This window comes from Duganella sp., from assembly GCF_039595735.1.
Lineage (GTDB): Bacteria > Pseudomonadota > Gammaproteobacteria > Burkholderiales > Burkholderiaceae_D > Rugamonas.
In genome coordinates, this window is sequence record NZ_JBCNLB010000014.1 from 17,119 (window position 1) to 37,853 (window position 20,735).

A 20,735-nucleotide genomic window follows, 5' to 3' on the forward strand; every position below is an offset into this window, starting at 1 on the left:
ATTCCAGTCATCACATTTTGATACCAGTGTGTAAAGCGGCCACACCTGCCGTCAGGTTGTAATACGTGACACGTTCCAGGCCGGCCTCTTCCATCATGGCCTTGAGGGTTTCCTGGTCCGGGTGCATGCGGATCGATTCGGCCAGATAGCGGTAGCTGTCGGCGTCGTTGGCGATCTTCTGCCCCATCCATGGCAAAATCTTGAACGAGTACAGATCATATGGCTTTTGCAACGGCTCCGCCACTTTCGAGAATTCCAGCACCAGCAGCTTGCCGCCCGGCTTCAGCACGCGGCGCATTTCCTTCAGCGCCTGATCCTTGTGCGTCATGTTGCGCAGGCCGAACGCCACACTGACGCGGTCAAAGTAGTTATCCGGGAACGGCAGCTTTTCCGCATCACACAGCAAGGTGGGGGTCACCAGCCCGCGATTCAAGAGGCGGTCGCGCCCCACGCGCAGCATGGATTCGTTGATGTCGGTCAGCCACACCTCGCCGGTCGGGCCGGCCTGCCTGGCAAACACCTTGGCCAGATCGCCGGTGCCGCCGGCAATATCCAGGCACTTGAAGCCCGGACGCACGGCCGCGTTGGCGATGGTGAAGGTCTTCCACAGACGGTGCAGGCCGGCCGACATGACGTCGTTCATGATGTCGTACTTGGCGGCGACAGAATGGAAAACCTTGGCAACTTCGCGGACTTTATCTTCTTCCGCGACAGTCTTGTAACCGAAGTGAGTGGTGTTGGTCATGGTATGCAGGCCTGTTAATTTGCCAGCATTATACAAGACCCACTTTTTATTGCGGCTTAAGGTGCTGCCACGCCAGCCCCAGCATGGCGCGCTTGGGGAAGCCCTTCCAGTTATCGTCCAGATAAGCCTGCAATGGCGCGGCTTTCAGATGGATACCAAGGAAGGCGGTGACGTAATGCTGGTTGATATTGTTGATGCGGCGGCTGTCCCAGACCGGCTCGGAATAGGACTGGAAGTCGTCCGGGTTGCTCCAGTGCGCCGGCGATGGCGGATTCGGCGCGGCATTGTGGCGCCCGCCGACGTAGGTCAGCAGATAACGGTCGGCGTTGACGGCTTGCTGGAACAGTTTGAGCACGCCGTCCTGGTAACCGGCCACGTCGTCCTGGTCGCCGGTGATGAACAGGGTCGGCGTGCGGATGCCCGCCAGGCCGGCCGGGTCCCACACCTTCTGTTCGCCGCCCCACGGCGCAAAGGCCACCACCGCCTTGATGCGCGGGTCGCGTGCGGCTTCGTACGCCGGGTTGCCTTGCTGATTGACCGCCAGCTTGCCGCCGGGGACGTAGGCCACGGCCGCGGCGCTGATGCCGGCACCGACCGTGTTCAGGGCGCCGTAGCCGCCCATTGAGTAGCCGATCAGGGCGACGATGTCGGTATCCGCCACGCCGGACAGAAAACTGCCGCTGCCCGGCCTGGCCCAGGCGGCCACGGTGTTCAGCACGAACAGGTCATCAAGACGCCGGTTCAGCAGCGTGCTGGGGAAGCCGGCTTTGTCGGCGCGCGTGGATTCGGGATGGTCGATGGCGACCACCACGTAGCCTTTCGACGCCAGATTCTCGGTCAGATAGGACATTTGCAGCCGCGAACCGGGATAACCGTGCGAGACGATCACCAGCGGGTAGCGCTCGCCCAGCGGGGCCGCATCGCGCGCGGCGCGGCCGTTGAACTGAAACGGCGTGTTGGGCCGCTTGGGATCATTCGGGCCGGAGCCCAGCACATAGGGTGCGCACGCCCACTTGCAGCGGACCGCGTGCCGCCAGCTCCGGTGCATCCGGGCGCGCATCGCCAAAATACTCCTGCGCGCCAACCTGCCCCGCCACCAGGACCATCGCCAATATCAGCATCCTCACCAACATACGTTCTCCTATAAGCCCAAATGCCCGCGCAGCGTGCTCCCTTCATACGACGTGCGGAACAAGCCGCGACGCTGCAATTCCGGAATCACCAGCGCGAGGAAATCATCCAACCCGCCCGGCAGTGCTGGCGGCATGAAGTTGAAGCCGTCCGCCGCGCCATGCTCAAACCACTCCTGCATCTGATCCGCCACCTGCTGCGCCGTGCCGACCACCGTGAAGTGGCCGCGCCCGCCGGCGATGCGTTCATACAGCTGGCGTATCGTCAAATTCTCGCCCTGCGCCAGATCGGTCAGCAGCTGCTGGCGGCTGCGCTGACCATCCTGCGTCGGCGGCAGCTCCGGCAACGGCCCGTCCAGCGGATACGGCGACAAATCGAAGTTACCGATCATACGCCCCAACAAAGCCAGCCCCGCCTTGGGCTCGATCAGCGACTGCAACTGCGCAAACTTCGCCTGCGCCGCCGCCTGCGTGCGGCCGACCACCGCGAACAAGCCTGGCATCACCTTCACCGAATCCGGCGAACGGCCCTTCTCCACCACGCGCCGCTTGATATCGCTGTAGAAGGCCTGCGCCCTGGCCAGGGTAGGCTGCGCCGTGAACACCACCTCCGCCGTTGCCGCCGCCAGATCGCGGCCAACCTCGGAACCGCCAGCCTGCACCACCACCGGCCGGCCCTGCGGGCTGCGCGCCACATTCAGCGGCCCGGCAACCGCGAAATGCTGGCCGCGATGATTCAGCTTATGCAGCCTGGCCGGGTCATACGGCAGCGGGCCGGCTTTATCGATATCCAGCGCATCGGGTTCCCAACTATTCCACAGTCCTGTGACAACCTGATGAAATTCGCGCGCCCGCGCATAGCGGTCCGCATGCGCCACATGCTGATCGCGGCCGAAATTGGCCGCTTCCGCCGCGTTATCCGACGTGACCAGATTCCACCCTGCCCGCCCATCCGACAGCAAATCCAGCGAGGCAAACTGACGCGCCACCGTGTACGGCTCGTTGTAAGTGGTGGTGGCAGTGCCGATCAAACCGATATGGTCGGTAGACGCGGCCAGCGCCGACAGCAAGGTCAAAGGTTCCAGCGACGGCGCGCCAGTCAGCGCCACACTATCGGCAAAAAACACCGCGTCCAGACAAGCTTTCTCCGCACTACGCACCTGATCGCGAAACACCTTGAAAGGATTCGACAACAGATCCGTTTCCGGATGCCGCCACGCCGCGACGTGGTGGCCATAACGCATCATGAATGCGGCGACACTCAGCTTCCTGGCCATCAGAACTCCTTGCGTGCGGTGATACCGAAGTAGCGCTCATCATCACGCGGCACGGAGCGGGTGACATAACCGGTCGAGGTGACCAGGTTGGTGGCGTACGATTTATTGGCCAGGTTCTTGCCCACCAGCGCCACGCGCCAGCCGCCCACCGGCGACGACAGTGCGATGCCGGCGTTCACGACGCCATACGCGCCCTGAATCGCATCGGCCGACTGGAACAAGTCGTATTGCGTCCTGGCCTGCCAGCTGTAGTCAGCCGACAGATCGACGATCAGGCCATTCTCCAGCGGCAGCGCGTAGTTGGCGCGGGTGAAGGATTTCCACTTGGGCGAGAACGGCAGCGGCTTGCCATTCAGGCTGCACGACGCGGCAGCGGCCGGCGGGCAGTTGAAGTTGTCGATGGTGGCATCGGTGTAAGCCAGCGATGCGCTCAGGGTCAGCGCGCGGGTTGGCCGCGCATTCAGGTCCAGCTCCACGCCCTTGGTCGACACATCGCCAGCGTTGATCAGGCGCGTCACCACGGCACCCGCCACGGTGTCGTAAAAGTTGGCCTGATAGTTCGAATACTTCGTGTTGAACAGAGCCAGGTTGGCGGTCAATTTGCGATCGAAGGCGCTGGCTTTCAGGCCCAGTTCAAACGAATCCGACGTCTCCGGCTTCAGCGCCAGTGTGTCGCGATTCAGCATGTTGAAGAAGACGTTGTAGGCCGGTCCTTTGTAGCCGCGCGAGTAAGTGGCGTAGGTGTTCACGTCACGCGAGATATCGTACTGCAGGCCAAGGCGGCCCGAATAGCCATCTTCATTGGTGGAGCCGGCGTTCTGCACGGCCGGCTGCACACCTGGGAAGGCCGCGCTCTGCGTCGACACGCGCTTGTGGTCATAGGACAGTTCATCCCTGGTCCAGCGCGCGCCGGCGATCGCACGCCACACTGGCGAGAAATTCAGGGTGCTCTCACCGAACAGCGAGTAGCTGTCGCTCTTCACGCCATAATCCGCGCGCCCGGAGTTGATGGCCGTGCCATTGTTGACGATGCGCTGATAAGTCTCGCGGTCCTTGCCGTGCAGGTAGTAGGCGCCGACCACATAATCCGCGAAGCCGCCTTTTGGCGAGGCGAGACGCAACTCTTGCGACGCCTGGCTGAAATCCACGGTGCCGATATCGCGCGTAGCCGGGAAGGCCGCGGTGATGCGCGCCACTTCCGCCGCGTTGCCGATGGCCGAAGTGCTGGTGTACTGGGTGTTATCCCAATCGCGCACGGCGGTGATGGAAGTCAGCGTGTAGCCGTTGAAGCGATAATCGACCTGCGCCGACAGTCCCTTGTTCTTGTCGCGGATGTCAGCAGGAATATCGGCATTCACCTGACGGTTCTCCGGACCGGCCACCACCGGCGCGATGCCGGCGGTGAAGGCGGCGGCGGTCGATTTGTAGGCGGTGAACGCCGGCGAGGAATTCGAGCGCAAGTAGTCCGCGATCAGGGCGATATCCAGATCCTTGTTCGGCGTGATGTCGACGCGGGCGCGCACGCCTTTGCGGTCATAGCCATTCAGCTTGCCGCCGCCGGCGTGGACGTTATCGACATTGCCGTCGAAATCTGCGTACAGGCCAGTAATCGATGCCGCCACCACGCCCGGCTGGATGGCGCCAGACACGCCAGCGCGCACGCGCTTTTCATTGCCTTCGTAATAGGCGGCATCGACGAAGCCGGTGGTCTCTTGCGACGATTTGCGGCCGATCACATTCAACACGCCGGACGAGGCGTTCTTGCCGAACAGCGTGCCTTGCGGGCCGCGCAGGATTTCAATGTGCTCGATATCCAGCAGGTCCAGCGTGGCCTGGCCCGGACGCGCGTACACCACGCCGTCGATCACGGTCGATACGGTCGGCTCCACGCCCGGCGAGGTCGAGATGGTACCGATACCACGAACGAAGATGGTCGAATCCTTGTTGCCGCCCTGCTGGCGGAAGGTCACGCTTGGCACTTCCTGCACGATGGTGTCGATGCTGGTGCGGTTCGCCTGTGTCAGCGCCTCGCCATCCAGCACCGATACCGCCACCGGCACCGACTGCAGCGACGCGTTGCGGCGTGTGGCATTCACGGTCACGCTGGGCACGGAAGCGCTGTCGTCGCGGCTGGTGATTGGCGTCGGATCGGCCTCCGCATACGCACTGTTGACCAGCACAGCGCCGACCGTCAGCGCGCCGAAAAATGTGATGTTGTTCTTCATTTCGTGATCCCTTGATTTGAAAGCGCCCGTTGCGCCATATACGGAAAACCTACTTTCTTCATCGAAGAACCAGCTTAGTGCTCGGCAGGTCGTTCGCTACAATAAAGTGGTACCGGTACCCTTTTTTCAGTGTCGCGGCGGGTCGGTTTGAAGTCAAAGAATTAAAAAAATCATCGATATGTTTTTTCAGAATATGCAGCCATGAGCGAACCAACAGCACCACGCAAGCGCCGCGGATCGGGCCGCGCCACTGTTCATGATGTGGCGCGGCTGGCCGGCGTCGGCTCGATTACCGTCTCGCGCTATTTCAGCGATCCAGGGCGCGTAGCGGCCGAGCGCAGCGCACGCATTGCGGCGGCGGTGAAAGAGCTGGGCTACGTGCCCAACCTGGCCGCCAGTGGTCTGGCGTCGGCGCATGGCCGCGTGGTCGGCATGGTGATACCGAATATCTCCGGCCCCATTTTCGCCAACACCATCCAGACCTTCAGCGACACACTGAACCGCCACGGCTATCAGCTGCTGCTGGCGTCCAGTTATTTCTCGACCGCCAAGGAAGAAAATGCGGTGCGCGCCTTCCTCGGCTGGAAGCCGGCCGCGCTGGCGGTGGTAGGACGCTTTCACAATCGCGCGACGGAAAAGCTGCTATCGACGGCCGGCATTCCGGTGGTGGAGACCTGGGATTATCAGCCGCGCCGCAAGCCGATCCAGGTCGGCTACTCCAACAACGCGGTGGGCGAACAGGCGGCGCGCTATTTGTACGCCAAGGGGTATCGCCGCATCGCCTTCGTGCAGAACAGCCTTGCCGGCGATTTGAGCGCGGTGGACCGCAGCGATGGCTACGAGGTGGTGATGCGCGAGCATGGTCTTGAACCGATCATTTACGCGCCAACAGCGGAAGCGCCGTTCGACGCCGGCAAGCAGGCGATTGAAGCGTTGGCCTTGTCGCCGGCCAGACGCAGCAAGCCGGTCGAGGCGATCATCTTCGCCAACGATAACCTGGCCGCCGGCGCTTTGCTGGCGGGGCAGCGCGCCGGATTGAAGATACCGCGGCAATGCGCCATCGTCGGCTTTGGCGACTACGCTTTTTCGCCGCTGCTGCTGCCTGGCCTGACCACCATCCGTCCACCGGGGCGCGAGATCGGCGAGATTGCCGCGCTGCGCATACTGGAACAACTGGGCGTGCTGCCCGCACCGGCACAGGATACGCGATTGAACCTGCTGGCCTGCGAATTGATAGAGCGCGAGAGCGCATAAGGAAGATGATGAAGAAATGGATTTGCTTGTTGTTGGCGGCGCCGCTGCTGTCGTCGGCGGCCGAAATCAGGATCGGCTTTCAGAAGAGCGCTGGCTTGCTCAGCATGATGAAGACGCAGGGTGCCACTTTACCCGGCCATCAGATCAAATGGATTGAATTCCCGGCCGGCCCGCAGATGCTGGAAGCGCTCAATGCCGGCAGCATCGATTTCGGCAGCACCGGCGCGCCGCCGCCGATCTTTGCGCAGGCGGGCGGCGTGGATTTGCTGTACGTGGGCGCGGAGCCGGCGCCAGTCAACAGCGAGGCGCTGTTCGTGCCGAAGGATTCTCCGATCCGCTCGGTGGCGGACCTGAAGGGCAAGCGCGTGGCTTTTCAAAAAGGCTCAGGCTCGCACTTTCTGCTGGCTTCCGCTTTGCAGAAGGCGGGACTGAAGTTCAGTGACATCACGCCGATTTATCTGTCGCCATCGGATGCGCGGGCGGCGTTTGTCAGCAAGGGCATTGATGCGTGGGTGGTGTGGGATCCCTACTTCGCGTCGGCGCAGAAAGCCTATCAGGTACGCGTGTTGAGCGACTACACCGGGCTGCCGCTGGCGAACGGCTTCTACCTCGCCTCGCGCAAGTTCGCGGAGCAGTCGCCGCAACTGGTATCGGCCTTGCTGGAGCAGGTCAGACTGACCGGCAAATGGGCGCGTGAGCATCAGAAGGAAGTGAGCGCTTTGCTGACGCAGCAGACGGGCGTGCCGGCCGACATCGTGGCGGCATGGATGCAGCGCACCCGCTTCGGCGCCACGCCGGTGACGCCCGACATCGCCGCCAACCAGCAGCGCGTGGCCGATCTGTTCTATCAGCAGAAGCTGATCCCCAACGCCGTCAACATCGCCAGCCGCGTGTGGGCCTGGCAACCGAAGTAGCACACAGTTGACGCGCCACAAACCCTCGCTTGTTGAGCCGCCTACGCTGGCAGCTCAACAAGCGAGGCCGCCATGCCAACCATCTACCTCGAAACCTCCATCATCTGTCACCTGACAGATCCCCTCAGCCCCAACCCCATCACCCGCGCCTGCCAGCAACTCACCCAACTTTGGTGGCACACCCGTAGCGATCCCTCCAACACTTTTGTCTCTGACTTTGTACATCAGGAAATCAAGAGTGGTGACCCGTTACGCGCAATGCACCGTATCGCCACTATTCAACATCTGGTATCTCTTCAAGATAACGAAGAAATTAGATGTATGAAGGAACTCTTGATAAGTGGGGGAGGTCTAATCGCGAAGGCCCATTGGGCAGCATTTCATATCGCTTGTGCGACGCATAGTCATTGCGAAGTTTTAATGACCTGGAATTGCACCGATATTGCCAACGCCGAGAAGATGCGACTGCTCAAGATGCTAATTAATGACGGGGAGTATTTGCTTCCGGAATTGGTGACACCTTTTGAACTGCTGGAGAACAGTTATGAAACTCTTTGGCGTCGAAATTCCAGCTGACATTGAAATACCGGAAATAGATCCTGCAAGCAAAGCAGAGCTCGACGAAATGCACGCATCGGACATTCGGCATCGCGAAGAAGCGGAAAAACTTCGAAAAGACCCGCGTTTCGCCTGGTCCGTCGCAAATATGAAGCGGGTTCCTCGTCCAGCGCATGCTGACAGACCATACAAATTTGACGTGGAAAAGCTGCGGCTGCTATCGCCTTGGGCACGGGCACGGATTCTGTATGGATGGCGTGACCACCTGACGGATTAGTGCTTGCAGCCGCTGCCGCAGCCTCCGCCACCGTGCTGGTGCGTGGATGGGCCGGTCAGGGAGATGCCCGGTTCGCGGCCGCTGTCGCCTTCAAAGCCGGAGGCGTGCAGGCGGTCCATATAGGTCGCCCACAGCGCATCTTTCTGGCTGCCCAGCTTGTACAGATATTCCCAGGTGAAGATGCCGGTGTTGTGGCCGTCGCTGAAGGTCGGCTGCACCGCGTAATTGCCCACCGGCTCGATGCCGGCAATGCCCACCTCGCGCTTGCCCACCTGCAGCACTTCCTGCCCCGGACCATGCCCCATCACCTCCGCCGACGGCGAATACACGCGCAGCAGTTCAAACGGAATCGAGAACGACGCACCGTCGCTAAACTCAATACCCAGCACGCGGGATTTGTTGTGGACCGTCAGACCGGTAGGGACAGGCTTGCTCATAATGCTTTCACTTTCTCGACGATGGCTGCGTGCAGCGCCGGCAGCAGCGCCCGGCGCGCCGCCAGCACGTCCGCCGACGAGGTACGCTGCGCCACAGCCCAGGTCGGGTTGGGGAAATGCGCATCGTCGCGGTAACGCGGGATAACGTGCCAGTGCACGTGCGGCGTCATATTACCAAAACTGGCCAGGTTCACCTTCTCCGGGGCCATCACCGCGCGCTGCGCCGATTCCACCGCCCACACCACGTCCATGATGCGCACGCGGTCTTCGGCCGGCAGATCGGTCATTTCCTTGACGTGGTCATGCCACACCACGCGCGTGAAGCCCGGATACTCGGCCTCGTCCACCGCGACCACCGACAAGCGATCATCGCCCCAGATCAACGCCGCGCCCGGCGCAGCCAGCAAATTGCACAGATCGCAGGCCATGCTTACACCAGCACCCGTTCAATGCCGCCATCATTGGCGCGCTTGACGTAATCCGGCATCCAGTTCTCGCCCAGCAGGTGCTTGGCGATCTCCACCACGATGTAATCGGCGGTGGTGCCGGCATCCTCGCTGTAGCGCGAGACGCCGCCCAGGCAGGCCGGGCAGCTGGTCAGGATTTTCACCTCGCCATCGAAGCCGTCGGCGCGCAGCTTGTTGGCGCCCTTGACCACTTCCTCTTCCTTGCGGAAGCGCACCTGCGTCGAGATGTCCGGACGCGCCACCATCAGCGTGCCCGAATCGCCGCAGCAGCGGTCATTCTTCTCGATCTTGACGTTGTCATGCGTGGTGATCAGCGAGTTGACGGTCTTGGTCGCTTCCTGCAATTTCATCGGCGTGTGGCAAGGCTCGTGGTACATATAACGCGTACCGGTGACGCCCTCCAGCTTGACGCCCTTCTCCATCAGGTACTCGTGGATGTCCATGATGCGGCAGCCCGGGAAGATCTTTTCGAACTCATACGTCGCCAGCTGGTCATAGCAGGTACCGCACGACACCAGCACGGTCTTGATGTCCAGATAGTTGAGCGTGTTGGCCATGCGGTGGAACAGCACGCGGTTGTCCGTCATCATCTTGTCGGCCTTGTCGTACTGGCCCGAGCCGCGTTGCGGATAACCGCAGCACAGATAGCCCGGCGGCAGCACGGTCTGCACGCCGACTTCCCACAGCATGGCCTGGGTCGCCAGGCCGACCTGCGAGAACAGGCGCTCCGAACCGCAGCCCGGGAAGTAGAACACCGCTTCCGTGTCGGCATTGGTGGTCTTCGGGTTGCGGATGATAGGAATGACCTTGTCGTCCTCGATATCCAGCAGCGCGCGCGCGGTCTTCTTCGGCAGGTTGCCCGGCATCTTCTTGTTGATGAAGTGAATCACCTGCTCGCGCACCGGCGGCTTGCCCACGGTTGGCGGCGGCGCCTTGGTCTGCTTCCTGGCGAATTTCTTCAGGATGTCGTTGCCCAGGCGCTGCGCCTTGTAGCCCAGACCGACCATCGCCGCGCGGGTGGCGTTGATGGTGGCCGGATCGGTGGCGTTCAGGTAGAACATGGCCGCCGCCTTGCCCGGATTGAAGGTTTTCTTGTCCATCTTGCGCAACAGATTGCGCATGTTCATCGACACGTCACCGAAGTCGATGTTGACCGGACAGGGCGTGACGCACTTGTGGCAGACCGTGCAGTGATCAGCCACGTCCTCAAATTCTTCCCAGTGCTTGATCGAGATGCCGCGACGGGTCTGCTCTTCGTACAGGAAGGCTTCGATCAGCGACGAGGTCGCCAGTATCTTGTCGCGTGGCGAGTACAGCAGGTTGGCGCGCGGCACGTGGGTCGAGCACACCGGTTTGCACTTGCCGCAGCGCAGGCAGTCCTTGACGCTGTTGGCAATCGCGCCGATATCGCTCTGCTGCATGATCAGCGATTCGTGGCCCATCAGACCAAACGATGGCGTGTAGGCGTTGCGCAGGTCGGCTTCCATGCCCGGCGTGTTGAGCAGTTTGCCCTTGTTGAAGCGGCCTTCCGGATCGACCCGCATCTTGTAATCGCGGAACGGGCCAATCTCGTCTTCCTGCAGGAATTCCAGCTTGGTGATGCCGATGCCGTGCTCGCCCGAAATCACACCGTTCAGCGAACGGGCCAGCGTCATGATGCGCGCCACGGCCTGGTGCGCCAGCTGCAGCATCTCGTAGTGATCCGAGTTGACCGGCAGGTTGGTGTGCACATTGCCGTCGCCGGCGTGCATGTGCAGCGCCACGAACACGCGGCCGCGCAGCACGCGCTTGTGGATCGCGGTGCATTCGTCCAGGATCAGCTTGTAGGCGGCGCCGTTGAAGATCTGGCGCAGCTGGGCGCGGATTTCCTGCTTCCACGTCACGCGGATGGTGCGGTCCTGCACCACGTCAAACAGGGTGGCGTCCGGCTGGGTTTTCAGGCGCTCGCCAAATACCGGCAGCAGGCGGTCGAGGCCATGCGCGGCCAGGTCGCTGGTGACGGCGGCCAGCGGCTTGTCCAGCTCGGCCAGCAGATAGTTCCAGCGACCGTGTACTTGCGACAGCAGCGCTTGCGCCTGCTGGGCGCGATCGCCCAGCATTTCGGCGTCGCCGACGCTGTCGTCGGCGTCGTCGCTCTTGCCGATCGGCAGATTGCCGGCGGCGAAGAAGTCCTGCAGTTCTTCCACCAGCTGTAACTTGTTCCTGATCGACAGCTCGATGTTGATGCGCTCGATGCCGTCGGTGTACTCGCCCATGCGGTTGAGCGGAATCACCACGTCTTCATTGATCTTGAAGGCGTTGGTGTGCTTGGCGATGGCGGCGGTACGGGCACGGTCCAGCCAGAACTTCTTGCGCGTCTCCGGGCTGACGGCGATAAAGCCTTCGCCCACGCGGGTGTTCGCCAGGCGCACCACTTCCGAGGCGGCTTGCGCCACGGCGTTTTCATCGTCGCCGACGATGTCGCCAAACAGCGCCATCTTCGGCAGCACGCCGCGTTTCGATTTGGTGGCGTAGCCGACCGCGCGCAGGTAGCGCTCGTCCAGGTGCTCCAGACCGGCCAGGCGCAGGGTCGCGAACTCGGCGCCCTTGGCCGGCAGGCCGTCCAGGTAATCCTTGATTTCCACGATCGAGGGAATTGCATCGCGCGCCTGGCCGAAGAATTCCAGGCAGACGGTGCGGGTAAACTTCGGCATCTTGTGCAGAATCCAGCGCGCCGAGGTGATCAGGCCGTCGGTGCCCTCTTTCTGGATGCCCGGCAGGCCGGCCAGGAATTTGTCGGTCACGTCCTTGCCCAGGCCTTCCTTGCGGAACACGCGGCCGGCGATTTCCAGGATCTCGGTCTTGAACGGCGCGCCCTTGGCTTCGCCCTTGGCGGTCGGATGGGTCCATTCCAGCTTGAAGCGGGCCAGCGGCGTGTCATGGATCTTCGACAGATTGTGGTCGAGGCGGGTGACTTCCAGCCAGTCGCCCTGGGGGTCGACCATGCGCCACGAAGCCAGGTTGTCGAGCGCCGTGCCCCACAGCACGGCCTTCTTGCCGCCCGCGTTCATGGCGATATTGCCGCCGATGCAGGACGCATGGGCCGAGGTCGGGTCGACCGCGAACACGAAGCCGGCTTTTTCCGCGGCTTCCGACACCTTATTGGTGATGACGCCGGCGCCGGTGTAGATGGTGGCGTATTCCTTGTCCAGGCCCGGCAGCACTTTCATCTCCACCGCGCCCATGTTGAGCAGCTTTTCGGTGTTGATGACGGCCGACATCGGCGTCAGCGGAATGGCGCCGCCGGTGTAGCCGGTGCCGCCGCCGCGCGGGATGATGGTCAGGCCAAGCTCGATACAGCCTTTGACCAGGCCGGCCATTTCCTCTTCGCTGTCCGGGGTCAGCACCACGAACGGATACTCGACGCGCCAGTCGGTGGCGTCGGTCACGTGGGTGATGCGCTTCATGCCGTCAAAGCAGATATTGTGCTTGTCGGTGTAGCGGCCCAGCACCTTGTAAGTGCGCTTGCGCAGGTCGTAAACCTGCTTGAATTCCTCACCGAAGTCGGCCACCGCCTTGCCGGCCGCCTGCAGCAGCTTGGCCACGTTGGCGCTGCGCTGGCGGGCTGCCTCATCCTTCTCGGCCTCGTCCACATTCAGGCGGCGCTTGTCCACCTCGGCCAGGCGGTGATGCAGCGCATTGATCAGTTCCTGGCGGCGCTTCGGGTTATCCAGCAGGTCATCCTGCAGATACGGATTGCGGCGCACCGCCCAGATATCGCCCAGCACCTCGTACAGCATGCGCGCCGAGCGGCCGGTCTGGCGCGCGCCGCGCAGGGCGTCCAGCAATGACCACGATTCCTCGCCCAGCAGCCGGATCACGATCTCGCGATCGGAAAACGACGTGTAGTTGTAAGGAATTTCCCGCAGGCGCGTGGCCTCCGGACCGTGGGGCGTTTCCGCCAGTAAAGCTTGGATTTGTGCTGGGGCGTTCATTATGCGATTTGGACTGTAGACAGAACCCGGGAGGGTCATTCTAGCCTATTGCGACGCACCACGCGGGAACAGCCTTAGACCGCCGAGGGGCTCTGGCCCCGCACAAAATCCGGCAAAAATTCGAAATTTATGCGGGGATCGCGCAAGAATATGCCAATCTACTGCCGCAAACTGAATGAAATTTATGCATAAGCTTATGCGGCAATATGATAACTTGCACCAAATTAGCCCATCATTTGCCCGATCCGGTGCCACACGCCGTCCGGCACGTACAACAGCAGCGAGGTCATGGTGAGGTAGCGCAGGAACTTGCCGACCGCCATATAGGCAATACTGGGCCAGAATGGCAGCCGCAGCCAGCCGCCCAGGGTACACAGCGGATCGCCGATGCCGGGCAGCCAGGCCAGCAGCATGGTCTTGGCGCCATAGCGTTCCAGCCAGTGGAACCAGCGGCTTTTACGTTCCTTGGCAAAACTTTGCTTGGCTTGCCAACCGATGTAGTAATCGATGGCGCCGCCCAGCGTATTGCCGACGGTGGCGACAAAGATCGCGCTCCAGAACAGTGCTGGATTGGCCTTGATGACGGCAAACACCGCCGGTTCCGAGCCGAGCGGCACCAGCGTGGCCGACACCAGGCTGATGATGAAGACCGAAGTCAGGCCTACCTTGGGTGCGGCGATCAGGTGCAGCAGCCAGGTAATTGCAGATTCGATCATGGTTTGGTGGGCGGATAGGAAAGGTGCCATTATAATGAGTCGCACACCGCACGATTGAACAGTCCGATTCCAGCCCACCCGCCAGAATCAGCGCCCCTGCTCCCCCCGGTCACCCGCCGGATAGTTAGCATCGCCCACCTCCGGGGTCAGGTCCGCCATTTCTACACGGTCTCTGCCGTAGCGAACGCTACGGCAGAGACCGTGTAGAAATGGCGGACCTGACCCCGGAGCTAACAATATTCTGTTTGCAGACCATGACTACCGACTATCTGAAGAAAGTACTGACCGCCCGCGTCTATGACGTGGCTGATGAAACCCCGCTGGAACTGGCGCCGACCCTGTCGCAGCGCTACGAGAACCGGATTTATTTCAAGCGCGAGGACATGCAGAGCGTGTTCAGCTTCAAGATTCGCGGCGCCTATAACAAGATGGCCCATTTGAGCGACGCGCAACGCAAGCGCGGCGTGATTTGCGCCTCGGCCGGCAACCACGCCCAGGGCGTGGCCCTGTCCGCCGCCAAGCTCGGCTGCCGGGCGCTGATTGTCATGCCCACCACCACGCCGCAGGTGAAGATCGACGCCGTCAAGGCGCGCGGCGGCGGCGACGTCGAGGTGGTGCTGCACGGCGAATCCTATACCGACGCCTACAACCACGCGCTGACCCTGGAAAAGGAACAGGCGCTGACCTTTGTGCACCCGTTTGACGACCCCGACGTGATCGCCGGCCAGGGCACCATCGGCATGGAAATCCTGCGCCAGCATTCCGGCCCGATCCACGCCATCTTTGTTGCCATCGGCGGCGGCGGCCTGATTTCCGGCGTGGCCGCCTACGTCAAGGCCATCCGTCCCGACATCAAGATCATCGGCGTGCAAACCCTGGATTCGGACGCCATGGCGCGCAGCATCAAGGCCGGCGAACGCGTGACGCTGACCGATGTCGGCCTGTTCTCGGACGGCACCGCGGTGCGCCTGGTGGGCGAGGAAACCTTCCGCCTGACGCAGCAATATGTCGATGACATCATCATTGTCGACACCGACGCCATCAGCGCCGCCATCAAGGATGTGTTCACCGACACCCGCAGCATCCTGGAACCGGCCGGCGCGCTGGCCGTGGCCGGCGCCAAGGCGTATATCGAGCGGGCCGCCCTGACCAAGGACCCGATCAAGCATGAAACCCTGATCACCATCGCCTGCGGCGCCAATATGAACTTCGACCGCCTGCGCTTTGTGGCCGAGCGCGCCGAGCTGGGCGAAGCGCGCGAGGCGCTGTTTGCCGTCACCCTGCCCGAGCAGCGCGGCAGCTTCAAGCGCCTGTGCAAGCTGGTCGGCGCGCGCAACGTTACCGAGTTCACCTACCGCATCTCGGACAAGGATGACGCCCACGTGTTCTGCGGCGTGCAGATCGCCGACCGCGGCGAATCCACCACGCTGGCGCGCCGCTTCGAGGAGCATGGCTTCAAGGCGCTGGACCTGACCCACGACGAGCTGGCCAAGACCCACTTGCGCCATCTGGTGGGCGGCAAGAGCGCGCTGGCCGACAACGAGCTGCTGTACCGCTTCGAATTCCCCGAGCGCCCGGGCGCGCTGATGCGCTTCCTCGATTCGATGGCGCCGAACTGGAATATCTCGCTGTGCCACTACCGCAGCCAGGGCGGCGACGTCGGCCGCATCGTCATCGGCCTGCAGGTGCCGCCGGAGGAAATGAGCGACTTCGCGCAATTCCTCGCCACGCTCGGCTACCGCTACTGGGATGAGAGCCAGAATCCCGTCTACAAACTGTTCCTGGGCTAAACCAGGCAGGACGGCATGGTTTGCGTTACCATGCCGTCCATCTCTGAAATACCGATACCGCCATGACCAACACCGCCGACCAGTCCCCGCTCGGGAAAACCTCCGCCTACCGCACCGATTACGCGCCGGAACTGCTGTTCCCGATCCCGCGCCAGGGCAAGCGCGACGAGCTGGGCTTGTCCGGCACCCTGCCGTTCTTTGGCGTCGATATCTGGAACGCCTACGAAATCTCCTGGCTCAACCAGCGCGGCAAGCCGCAGGTGGCGATCGCCCGCATCACCTTCCCGGCCGATACGCCCAACATCATTGAATCGAAGTCGTTCAAGCTGTACCTGAACTCCTTCAACCAGACCAGGCTGGACAGCGTGACCGCGCTCAAGCAGCTGCTGCAGCAAGACCTGTCGGCCGCCGCCGGCGGCAATGTCCACATCATCCTGACCCAGCCCGAGGAATTCGGCATGGTGGAGATGGGCGAACTGGACGGCCTGCTGCTGGACCGCCTGGACATTGAAGTCGACAACTACAGCCCGTCGCCAGAGCTCCTGCAAGCCGCGCATGACGAAGAGCCGGTGGAAGAAAAACTGGTCTCGCACCTGCTGAAGTCGAACTGCCTGGTCACCGGCCAGCCGGACTGGGCCAGCGTGCAAATCCATTACAGCGGCCCGCAGATCGACCAGGAAAGCCTGCTCAAATACCTGATAGGTTTCCGCGAGCACAATGAATTCCACGAGCAGTGCGTGGAGCGCATCTTTGTCGACATCCTGCGCCAGTGCCAGCCGCAGCAGCTGGCCGTGTACGCGCGCTACACCCGGCGCGGCGGGCTGGACATCAATCCATGGCGCAGCAATTTCAGCACGGCACAGAAGCCGCCCAACCTGCGTGGCGCGCGTCAATAAACGTAATAATTTTTTCAATCAAACCGCAACAAACCGGCGTATGATGGGCGATCAGCGTGCAGTTCACGCGCTACGGCCCTCGCGGCCGAAAAACGCGTAAAAAAACGGCAAAACGGCCCGGTTCCCAAGCAAATACCGGTGTTTTCGACGAATACGGTGCGGAAATAGCGATTCCTTTCCGAAGTGCATTTTTAGCGGCGCACCGTCCAACGCCAATACAACGGTGGCAGAGCGATTTCATGTTACACGGCAGAGAAACAAGCCTATAATTCTGCTCGCATGCCACCCTTGTGCGTTGCAACATTTGACGTCGTATTATGAACAACCTTAGCAAAATACTCTCTCTGGAAAATGTGCAGCTGGATCTGGAAGTCTCCAGCAAAAAGCGCGCTTTCGAGCAAGCCGGCCTGATCTTTGAAAACAATTGCGGCATCGCCCGCTCCACCGTCTCGGACAATCTGTTCGCGCGCGAGCGCCTCGGTTCGACCGGCCTGGGCCATGGCGTCGCCGTGCCGCACGGCCGCATCAAGGGCATGAAGAGCCTGAAATCGCCGCTGGCGGCGTTTGTGCGCCTGGCCGAGCCGATTCCGTTTGAATCGCCGGACGGCAAGCCGGTCAATCTGCTGTTCTTCCTGTTGATTCCGGATCACGTGACCCAGCAGCACCTGGAGATCCTGTCTGAAATCGCCGAAATGTTCTCCGACGACGCCTTCCGCACCGCGCTGAGCACGGAAACCGATCCGCAAGCGGTGTACAGCCGCATCATCAACTGGCAACCCAGCCTGCAAGCTGCTGGCTGAGCGGCAACGATGGGGTTAAACTAGGGTTAGTTCAACTAACCTGGTGACATGCCCCATGCTGCAAACTCCGCTGACGATACAAAGGCTTTACGACGACAATCGCGAAAGTTTGCAGCTTGGCTGGTTCGCCGGCTTCCCCGGCGGCGAGCGCCTGATTTCCGGCGACGTGGCCTCAGCCGCCGACCAGGTCGGCCACCTGAACACCATCCACCCGGGCCGTATCCAGGTATTCGGGCATCAGGAAATCAACTATTACCAGCGCCTCAAGTCGCTGACGCGCGCCCATGTGATTGGCGAGCTGATCGCCGGCGGCCCGCCTGCGCTGATCATCGCCCAGGGGCTGGAGACGCCGCCCGACATTCTGGCCATCTGCGACGAGAAAAATATTCCGCTGTTCTCCACCCCGTTGCCGGCGGCACAGGTGATTGACTTCCTGCGCGTGTATTTGTCCAAGAAGCTGGCGCAGCGCATCATCATGCATGGCGTGTTCATGGACGTGCTGGGCGTGGGCGTGCTGATCACCGGCGATTCCGGCCTCGGCAAGAGCGAGCTGGGCCTGGAATTGATTTCGCGTTCGCACGGCCTGGTGGCGGATGATGCGGTGGAGTTTTCACGCATTGCGCCGAATATGATTGAAGGCCGCTGTCCGGCGCTGCTGCAGAATCTGCTGGAAGTACGCGGGCTGGGACTGCTGGACATCAAGGCCATCTTTGGCGAGACGGCGGTGCGCCGCAAGATGCGCCTGAAGCTGATCGTGCACCTGGTGCGCCGTGGCGCCGCCGACGAGGAAGTGGAGCGCCTGCCGTTCCAGTTCCCGACCGAGGACGTGCTGGGCCTGCCGATCCGCAAAGTGGTGATCCCGGTGGCGGCCGGCCGCAACATCGCGGTGCTGCTGGAAGCGGCCGTACGCAACACCATCCTGCAACTGCGCGGCATCGACACCCTGCAAGAATTCATGGAGCGGCAACGACAGGCCATGAGCGGGGACTAGCCCCGCCCATGACCTTAATGTTGCCTAGGAGCCGCGCCTTGCAAGGCGCGGCCGTTCCGCAGGCGCGCAGCTGCGCTGCACGAATTCCCTGCTCCACCAACGACAGGCGATGAGCGGCGACTAAGCAGTCGATGGTATCATCGCGGCTATGCGCATCGTACTTATCACTGGCATCTCCGGTTCCGGCAAATCCGTCGCACTCAACGTCCTGGAAGACACGGGACACTACTGCGTCGACAACCTGCCGCCCGCCCTGCTTTCCAGCCTGGTCCAGACCCTGACGGACGAAGGCCTGCAGGCGCTGGCCGTGGCGGTCGATGCGCGCAGCGCCGAATCGCTGGCCTCGCTGCCGGCCGATGTGCACCGCCTGCGCGCCGAGGGCCACGACGTCAAGGTGATGTTCCTGACCGCGAACACCCACTCGCTGGTGGCGCGTTTTTCGGAAACCCGCCGCAGCCACCCGCTGTCGCACGAACTGCGCCCGGGCCAGAATCCGGCCGCGCGCCGCACCCTGATCGAATGCATCATGGAGGAACGCGAGCGGCTGTCGGCGATTGAAAAGCTGGGCCACGTGATCGACACCTCCGAACTCAGCGCCAACAAGCTGCGCGGCTGGGTCAAGGACCTGGTGGTGACCGCGCATTCGCCGCTGACCTTGTTCTTTGAATCGTTTGCCTTCAAGCTGGGCGTGCCGATGGACGCCGACTTCGTGTTCGACGTGCGCGCGTTGCCCAACCCCTATTACGACCTCAGCCTGCGTCCGCTGACCGGACGCGACGCGCCGGTGATCGAATTCCTCGACGCCCAGCCCAGCGCCGGTGAAATGCTGAACGACATCCGCGCCTTCGTGGAAAAATGGCTGCCCGCCTTCAAAAGCGACAACCGCAGCTACCTGACGGTGGCGCTGGGCTGCACCGGCGGCCAGCACCGCTCGGTCTACATGGCGGAAAAGCTGGCCGCCCACTTCCATGCCACCGAACGCGTGGTGCTGCGCCACCGCGAGCAATCCTGACCCCCTACTACCCGATCAGGATTTCCCTACGAGAATATCTATTTTCCTTACGGAAAATTAAGTTATATCTTATAGGCAAGACCCCAGCCCTTCCGCCATCATCGTCTCCCGCTTTCCTTTTTCGAGACGCCCCAGATGGACCGAAATTTCGACGCACCCAGCCGCGCTTGGCTGCGCCGCGCACCCCGCGTGCTGGCGCTGCTGGCGCTGCCGCTGGCCGCCGCGGCCGTGCTGCCGGCCGGCATGCCGCTGGCACTGCGCCTGACCGGTCTGGTGCTGGCGGCCGCAGGCGGCTATGCGCTGGCCTGGCGCCGGCTGGCCACGGCCACCCAGCCTCTGGCCGACACCGCCGCCCCAGGGCTGGATGCCTTGTGCAGCAGCGTGCTGCCGGTGTGGTCGGACCAGGTCCAGCTGGCCAGCGAGCAGACCGAACAAGCCATCACCGCGCTGGCCCAGCGCTTCGTTGAAATCCATCGCCGGGTTGGCGTCGCGGTGGCCGCCAGCCACGCCGGCGACGATGGCGTCCTGCTCGACCTGCTCAACCGCAGCCACGAAGAGCTCGACTCCATCACCAATGCGCTGCGCGACGCCCTGGCCGCCAAGAGCGCGCTGCTGGAACAGGTTGGCGGCCTGGCGCGCTTCACCAGCGAATTGCGCGGACTGGCGGCCAGCGTGGCCGAAGTGGCGCGCAAGACCAATCTGGTGGCGCTCAACGCCGCCATCGAAGCGGCCCGCGCCGGCGAGGCCGGGCGCGGCTTCGCGGTCGTGGCGCGCGAGGTGCGCGAGCTGTCGCTGCTGTCGGGCGCCGCCGGCAAGCAGATTGCCGACACCATCGACACCGTCAACCGGGCCTTGAACGGCACCCTGGAAGCGTCGCAGCAATACGCGCGCCAGGATCAGCAGGCGCTGCTCAACGCGGCCGCCATCATCGAACGGGTGGTCAGCGATTTCCGCGGCGCCACGGCCACCCTGGCCGCGACCGCACACGATATGCGCGAGCACAGCAGCGCGGTCGGCCACGAGCTGGAGCAGGTGCTGGTCTCGCTGCAGTTCCAGGACCGGATCAGCCAGATCCTGGGCCAGGTACGGGCCGACATGCACAAGCTGGCCGTGCGCCTGGACGACCACACCGCGCCGCCGCCCGATCCGCAAACCTGGCTGGCCGAGCTGGCCGCCAGCTACACCGCGCCGGAACAGCACCATCCGCAGTTGGGGCGTGCGCCGCAACAGGCCGAGGCCGTCACCTTCTTTTAACCCGCCAACCCGCCAAGG

The 20,735-nt window shown here is 62.5% G+C and carries 18 protein-coding genes; 10 read left to right on the forward strand and 8 right to left on the reverse strand.

Annotation, left to right across the window (positions count from 1 at the left end):
- Positions 1-10: 10 nt before the first annotated feature.
- The 4 genes from ubiE to ABDW57_RS20210 form a co-directional block, all read right to left on the reverse strand.
- Complete coding sequence (gene ubiE / locus ABDW57_RS20195; RefSeq protein WP_343731975.1) at positions 11-745, reverse strand: bifunctional demethylmenaquinone methyltransferase/2-methoxy-6-polyprenyl-1,4-benzoquinol methylase UbiE; 735 nt, start codon at positions 743-745, stop codon at positions 11-13.
- 46 nt (positions 746-791) lie between these two features.
- The gene (locus ABDW57_RS20200) at positions 792-1,805 is read right to left on the reverse strand and encodes an alpha/beta fold hydrolase (protein WP_343731976.1); all 1,014 of its coding nucleotides are present in this window, start codon (positions 1,803-1,805) and stop codon (positions 792-794) included.
- An 81-nt stretch (positions 1,806-1,886) separates the two neighbouring features.
- Positions 1,887-3,152, reverse strand: coding sequence for an LLM class flavin-dependent oxidoreductase (locus tag ABDW57_RS20205; RefSeq protein ID WP_343731977.1), 1,266 nt, complete (start codon positions 3,150-3,152; stop codon positions 1,887-1,889).
- Entirely contained in the window at positions 3,152-5,377 is a 2,226-nt protein-coding gene (locus tag ABDW57_RS20210; RefSeq protein WP_343731978.1) for a TonB-dependent receptor, read from the reverse strand. Before ABDW57_RS20210 ends, ABDW57_RS20205 begins: the two co-directional genes overlap by 1 nt.
- A gap of 201 nt (positions 5,378-5,578) precedes the next feature.
- On the opposite strand from ABDW57_RS20210, the gene ABDW57_RS20215 reads away from it, so the two are divergent.
- From ABDW57_RS20215 to ABDW57_RS20230, 4 genes are all read left to right on the forward strand, one after another.
- Positions 5,579-6,631: a LacI family DNA-binding transcriptional regulator gene (locus ABDW57_RS20215; RefSeq protein WP_343731979.1), complete on the forward strand. Its 1,053-nt coding sequence runs from the start codon at positions 5,579-5,581 to the stop codon at positions 6,629-6,631.
- A 5-nt stretch (positions 6,632-6,636) separates the two neighbouring features.
- Positions 6,637-7,545 carry a sulfonate ABC transporter substrate-binding protein gene (locus ABDW57_RS20220; protein ID WP_343731980.1) on the forward strand — a complete coding sequence of 303 codons (909 nt, stop codon included), beginning with the start codon at positions 6,637-6,639 and terminating at the stop codon, positions 7,543-7,545.
- 72 nt (positions 7,546-7,617) lie between these two features.
- Positions 7,618-8,121 carry a hypothetical protein gene (locus tag ABDW57_RS20225; protein WP_343731981.1) on the forward strand — a complete coding sequence of 168 codons (504 nt, stop codon included), beginning with the start codon at positions 7,618-7,620 and terminating at the stop codon, positions 8,119-8,121.
- Complete coding sequence (locus ABDW57_RS20230; RefSeq protein ID WP_343731982.1) at positions 8,090-8,380, forward strand: hypothetical protein; 291 nt, start codon at positions 8,090-8,092, stop codon at positions 8,378-8,380. The genes ABDW57_RS20225 and ABDW57_RS20230 overlap by 32 nt, the downstream gene beginning before the upstream one ends.
- Here the strand turns inward: ABDW57_RS20230 and ABDW57_RS20235 are convergent.
- The 4 genes from ABDW57_RS20235 to ABDW57_RS20250 form a co-directional block, all read right to left on the reverse strand.
- On the reverse strand, positions 8,377-8,817 hold the full coding sequence (locus tag ABDW57_RS20235; protein ID WP_343731983.1) for a DUF971 domain-containing protein: 441 nt from the start codon (positions 8,815-8,817) through the stop codon (positions 8,377-8,379). The genes ABDW57_RS20230 and ABDW57_RS20235 overlap by 4 nt on opposite strands.
- The gene (locus ABDW57_RS20240; RefSeq protein ID WP_343731984.1) at positions 8,814-9,245 is read right to left on the reverse strand and encodes an HIT family protein; all 432 of its coding nucleotides are present in this window, start codon (positions 9,243-9,245) and stop codon (positions 8,814-8,816) included. The genes ABDW57_RS20235 and ABDW57_RS20240 overlap by 4 nt, the downstream gene beginning before the upstream one ends.
- A gap of 2 nt (positions 9,246-9,247) precedes the next feature.
- Positions 9,248-13,258 carry an FAD/FMN-binding oxidoreductase gene (locus ABDW57_RS20245; protein WP_343731985.1) on the reverse strand — a complete coding sequence of 1,337 codons (4,011 nt, stop codon included), beginning with the start codon at positions 13,256-13,258 and terminating at the stop codon, positions 9,248-9,250.
- Between the two features lie 224 nt (positions 13,259-13,482).
- Positions 13,483-13,974, reverse strand: coding sequence for a YqaA family protein (locus ABDW57_RS20250; RefSeq protein WP_343731986.1), 492 nt, complete (start codon positions 13,972-13,974; stop codon positions 13,483-13,485).
- Positions 13,975-14,228: 254 nt separating this feature from the next.
- Here ABDW57_RS20250 and ilvA point away from each other — a divergent pair, with 254 nt between their 5' ends.
- The 6 genes from ilvA to ABDW57_RS20280 all read left to right on the forward strand — a co-directional run bounded on the left by ilvA (position 14,229) and on the right by ABDW57_RS20280 (position 20,717).
- Positions 14,229-15,764 carry a threonine ammonia-lyase, biosynthetic gene (gene ilvA, locus ABDW57_RS20255; protein ID WP_343731987.1) on the forward strand — a complete coding sequence of 512 codons (1,536 nt, stop codon included), beginning with the start codon at positions 14,229-14,231 and terminating at the stop codon, positions 15,762-15,764.
- A gap of 62 nt (positions 15,765-15,826) precedes the next feature.
- Complete coding sequence (queF, locus tag ABDW57_RS20260; protein WP_343731988.1) at positions 15,827-16,660, forward strand: NADPH-dependent 7-cyano-7-deazaguanine reductase QueF; 834 nt, start codon at positions 15,827-15,829, stop codon at positions 16,658-16,660.
- A 317-nt stretch (positions 16,661-16,977) separates the two neighbouring features.
- Positions 16,978-17,460 (forward strand): PTS sugar transporter subunit IIA, encoded by a 483-nt coding sequence (locus ABDW57_RS20265; RefSeq protein WP_343731989.1) that lies wholly within the window; start codon positions 16,978-16,980, stop codon positions 17,458-17,460.
- A gap of 55 nt (positions 17,461-17,515) precedes the next feature.
- Positions 17,516-18,451, forward strand: coding sequence for an HPr(Ser) kinase/phosphatase (gene hprK, locus ABDW57_RS20270; RefSeq protein ID WP_008444515.1), 936 nt, complete (start codon positions 17,516-17,518; stop codon positions 18,449-18,451).
- A gap of 148 nt (positions 18,452-18,599) precedes the next feature.
- Positions 18,600-19,463 (forward strand): RNase adapter RapZ, encoded by an 864-nt coding sequence (rapZ, locus tag ABDW57_RS20275; RefSeq protein ID WP_343731990.1) that lies wholly within the window; start codon positions 18,600-18,602, stop codon positions 19,461-19,463.
- Between the two features lie 135 nt (positions 19,464-19,598).
- Complete coding sequence (locus ABDW57_RS20280) at positions 19,599-20,717, forward strand: methyl-accepting chemotaxis protein (RefSeq protein ID WP_343731991.1); 1,119 nt, start codon at positions 19,599-19,601, stop codon at positions 20,715-20,717.
- Positions 20,718-20,735 lie beyond the last annotated feature (18 nt).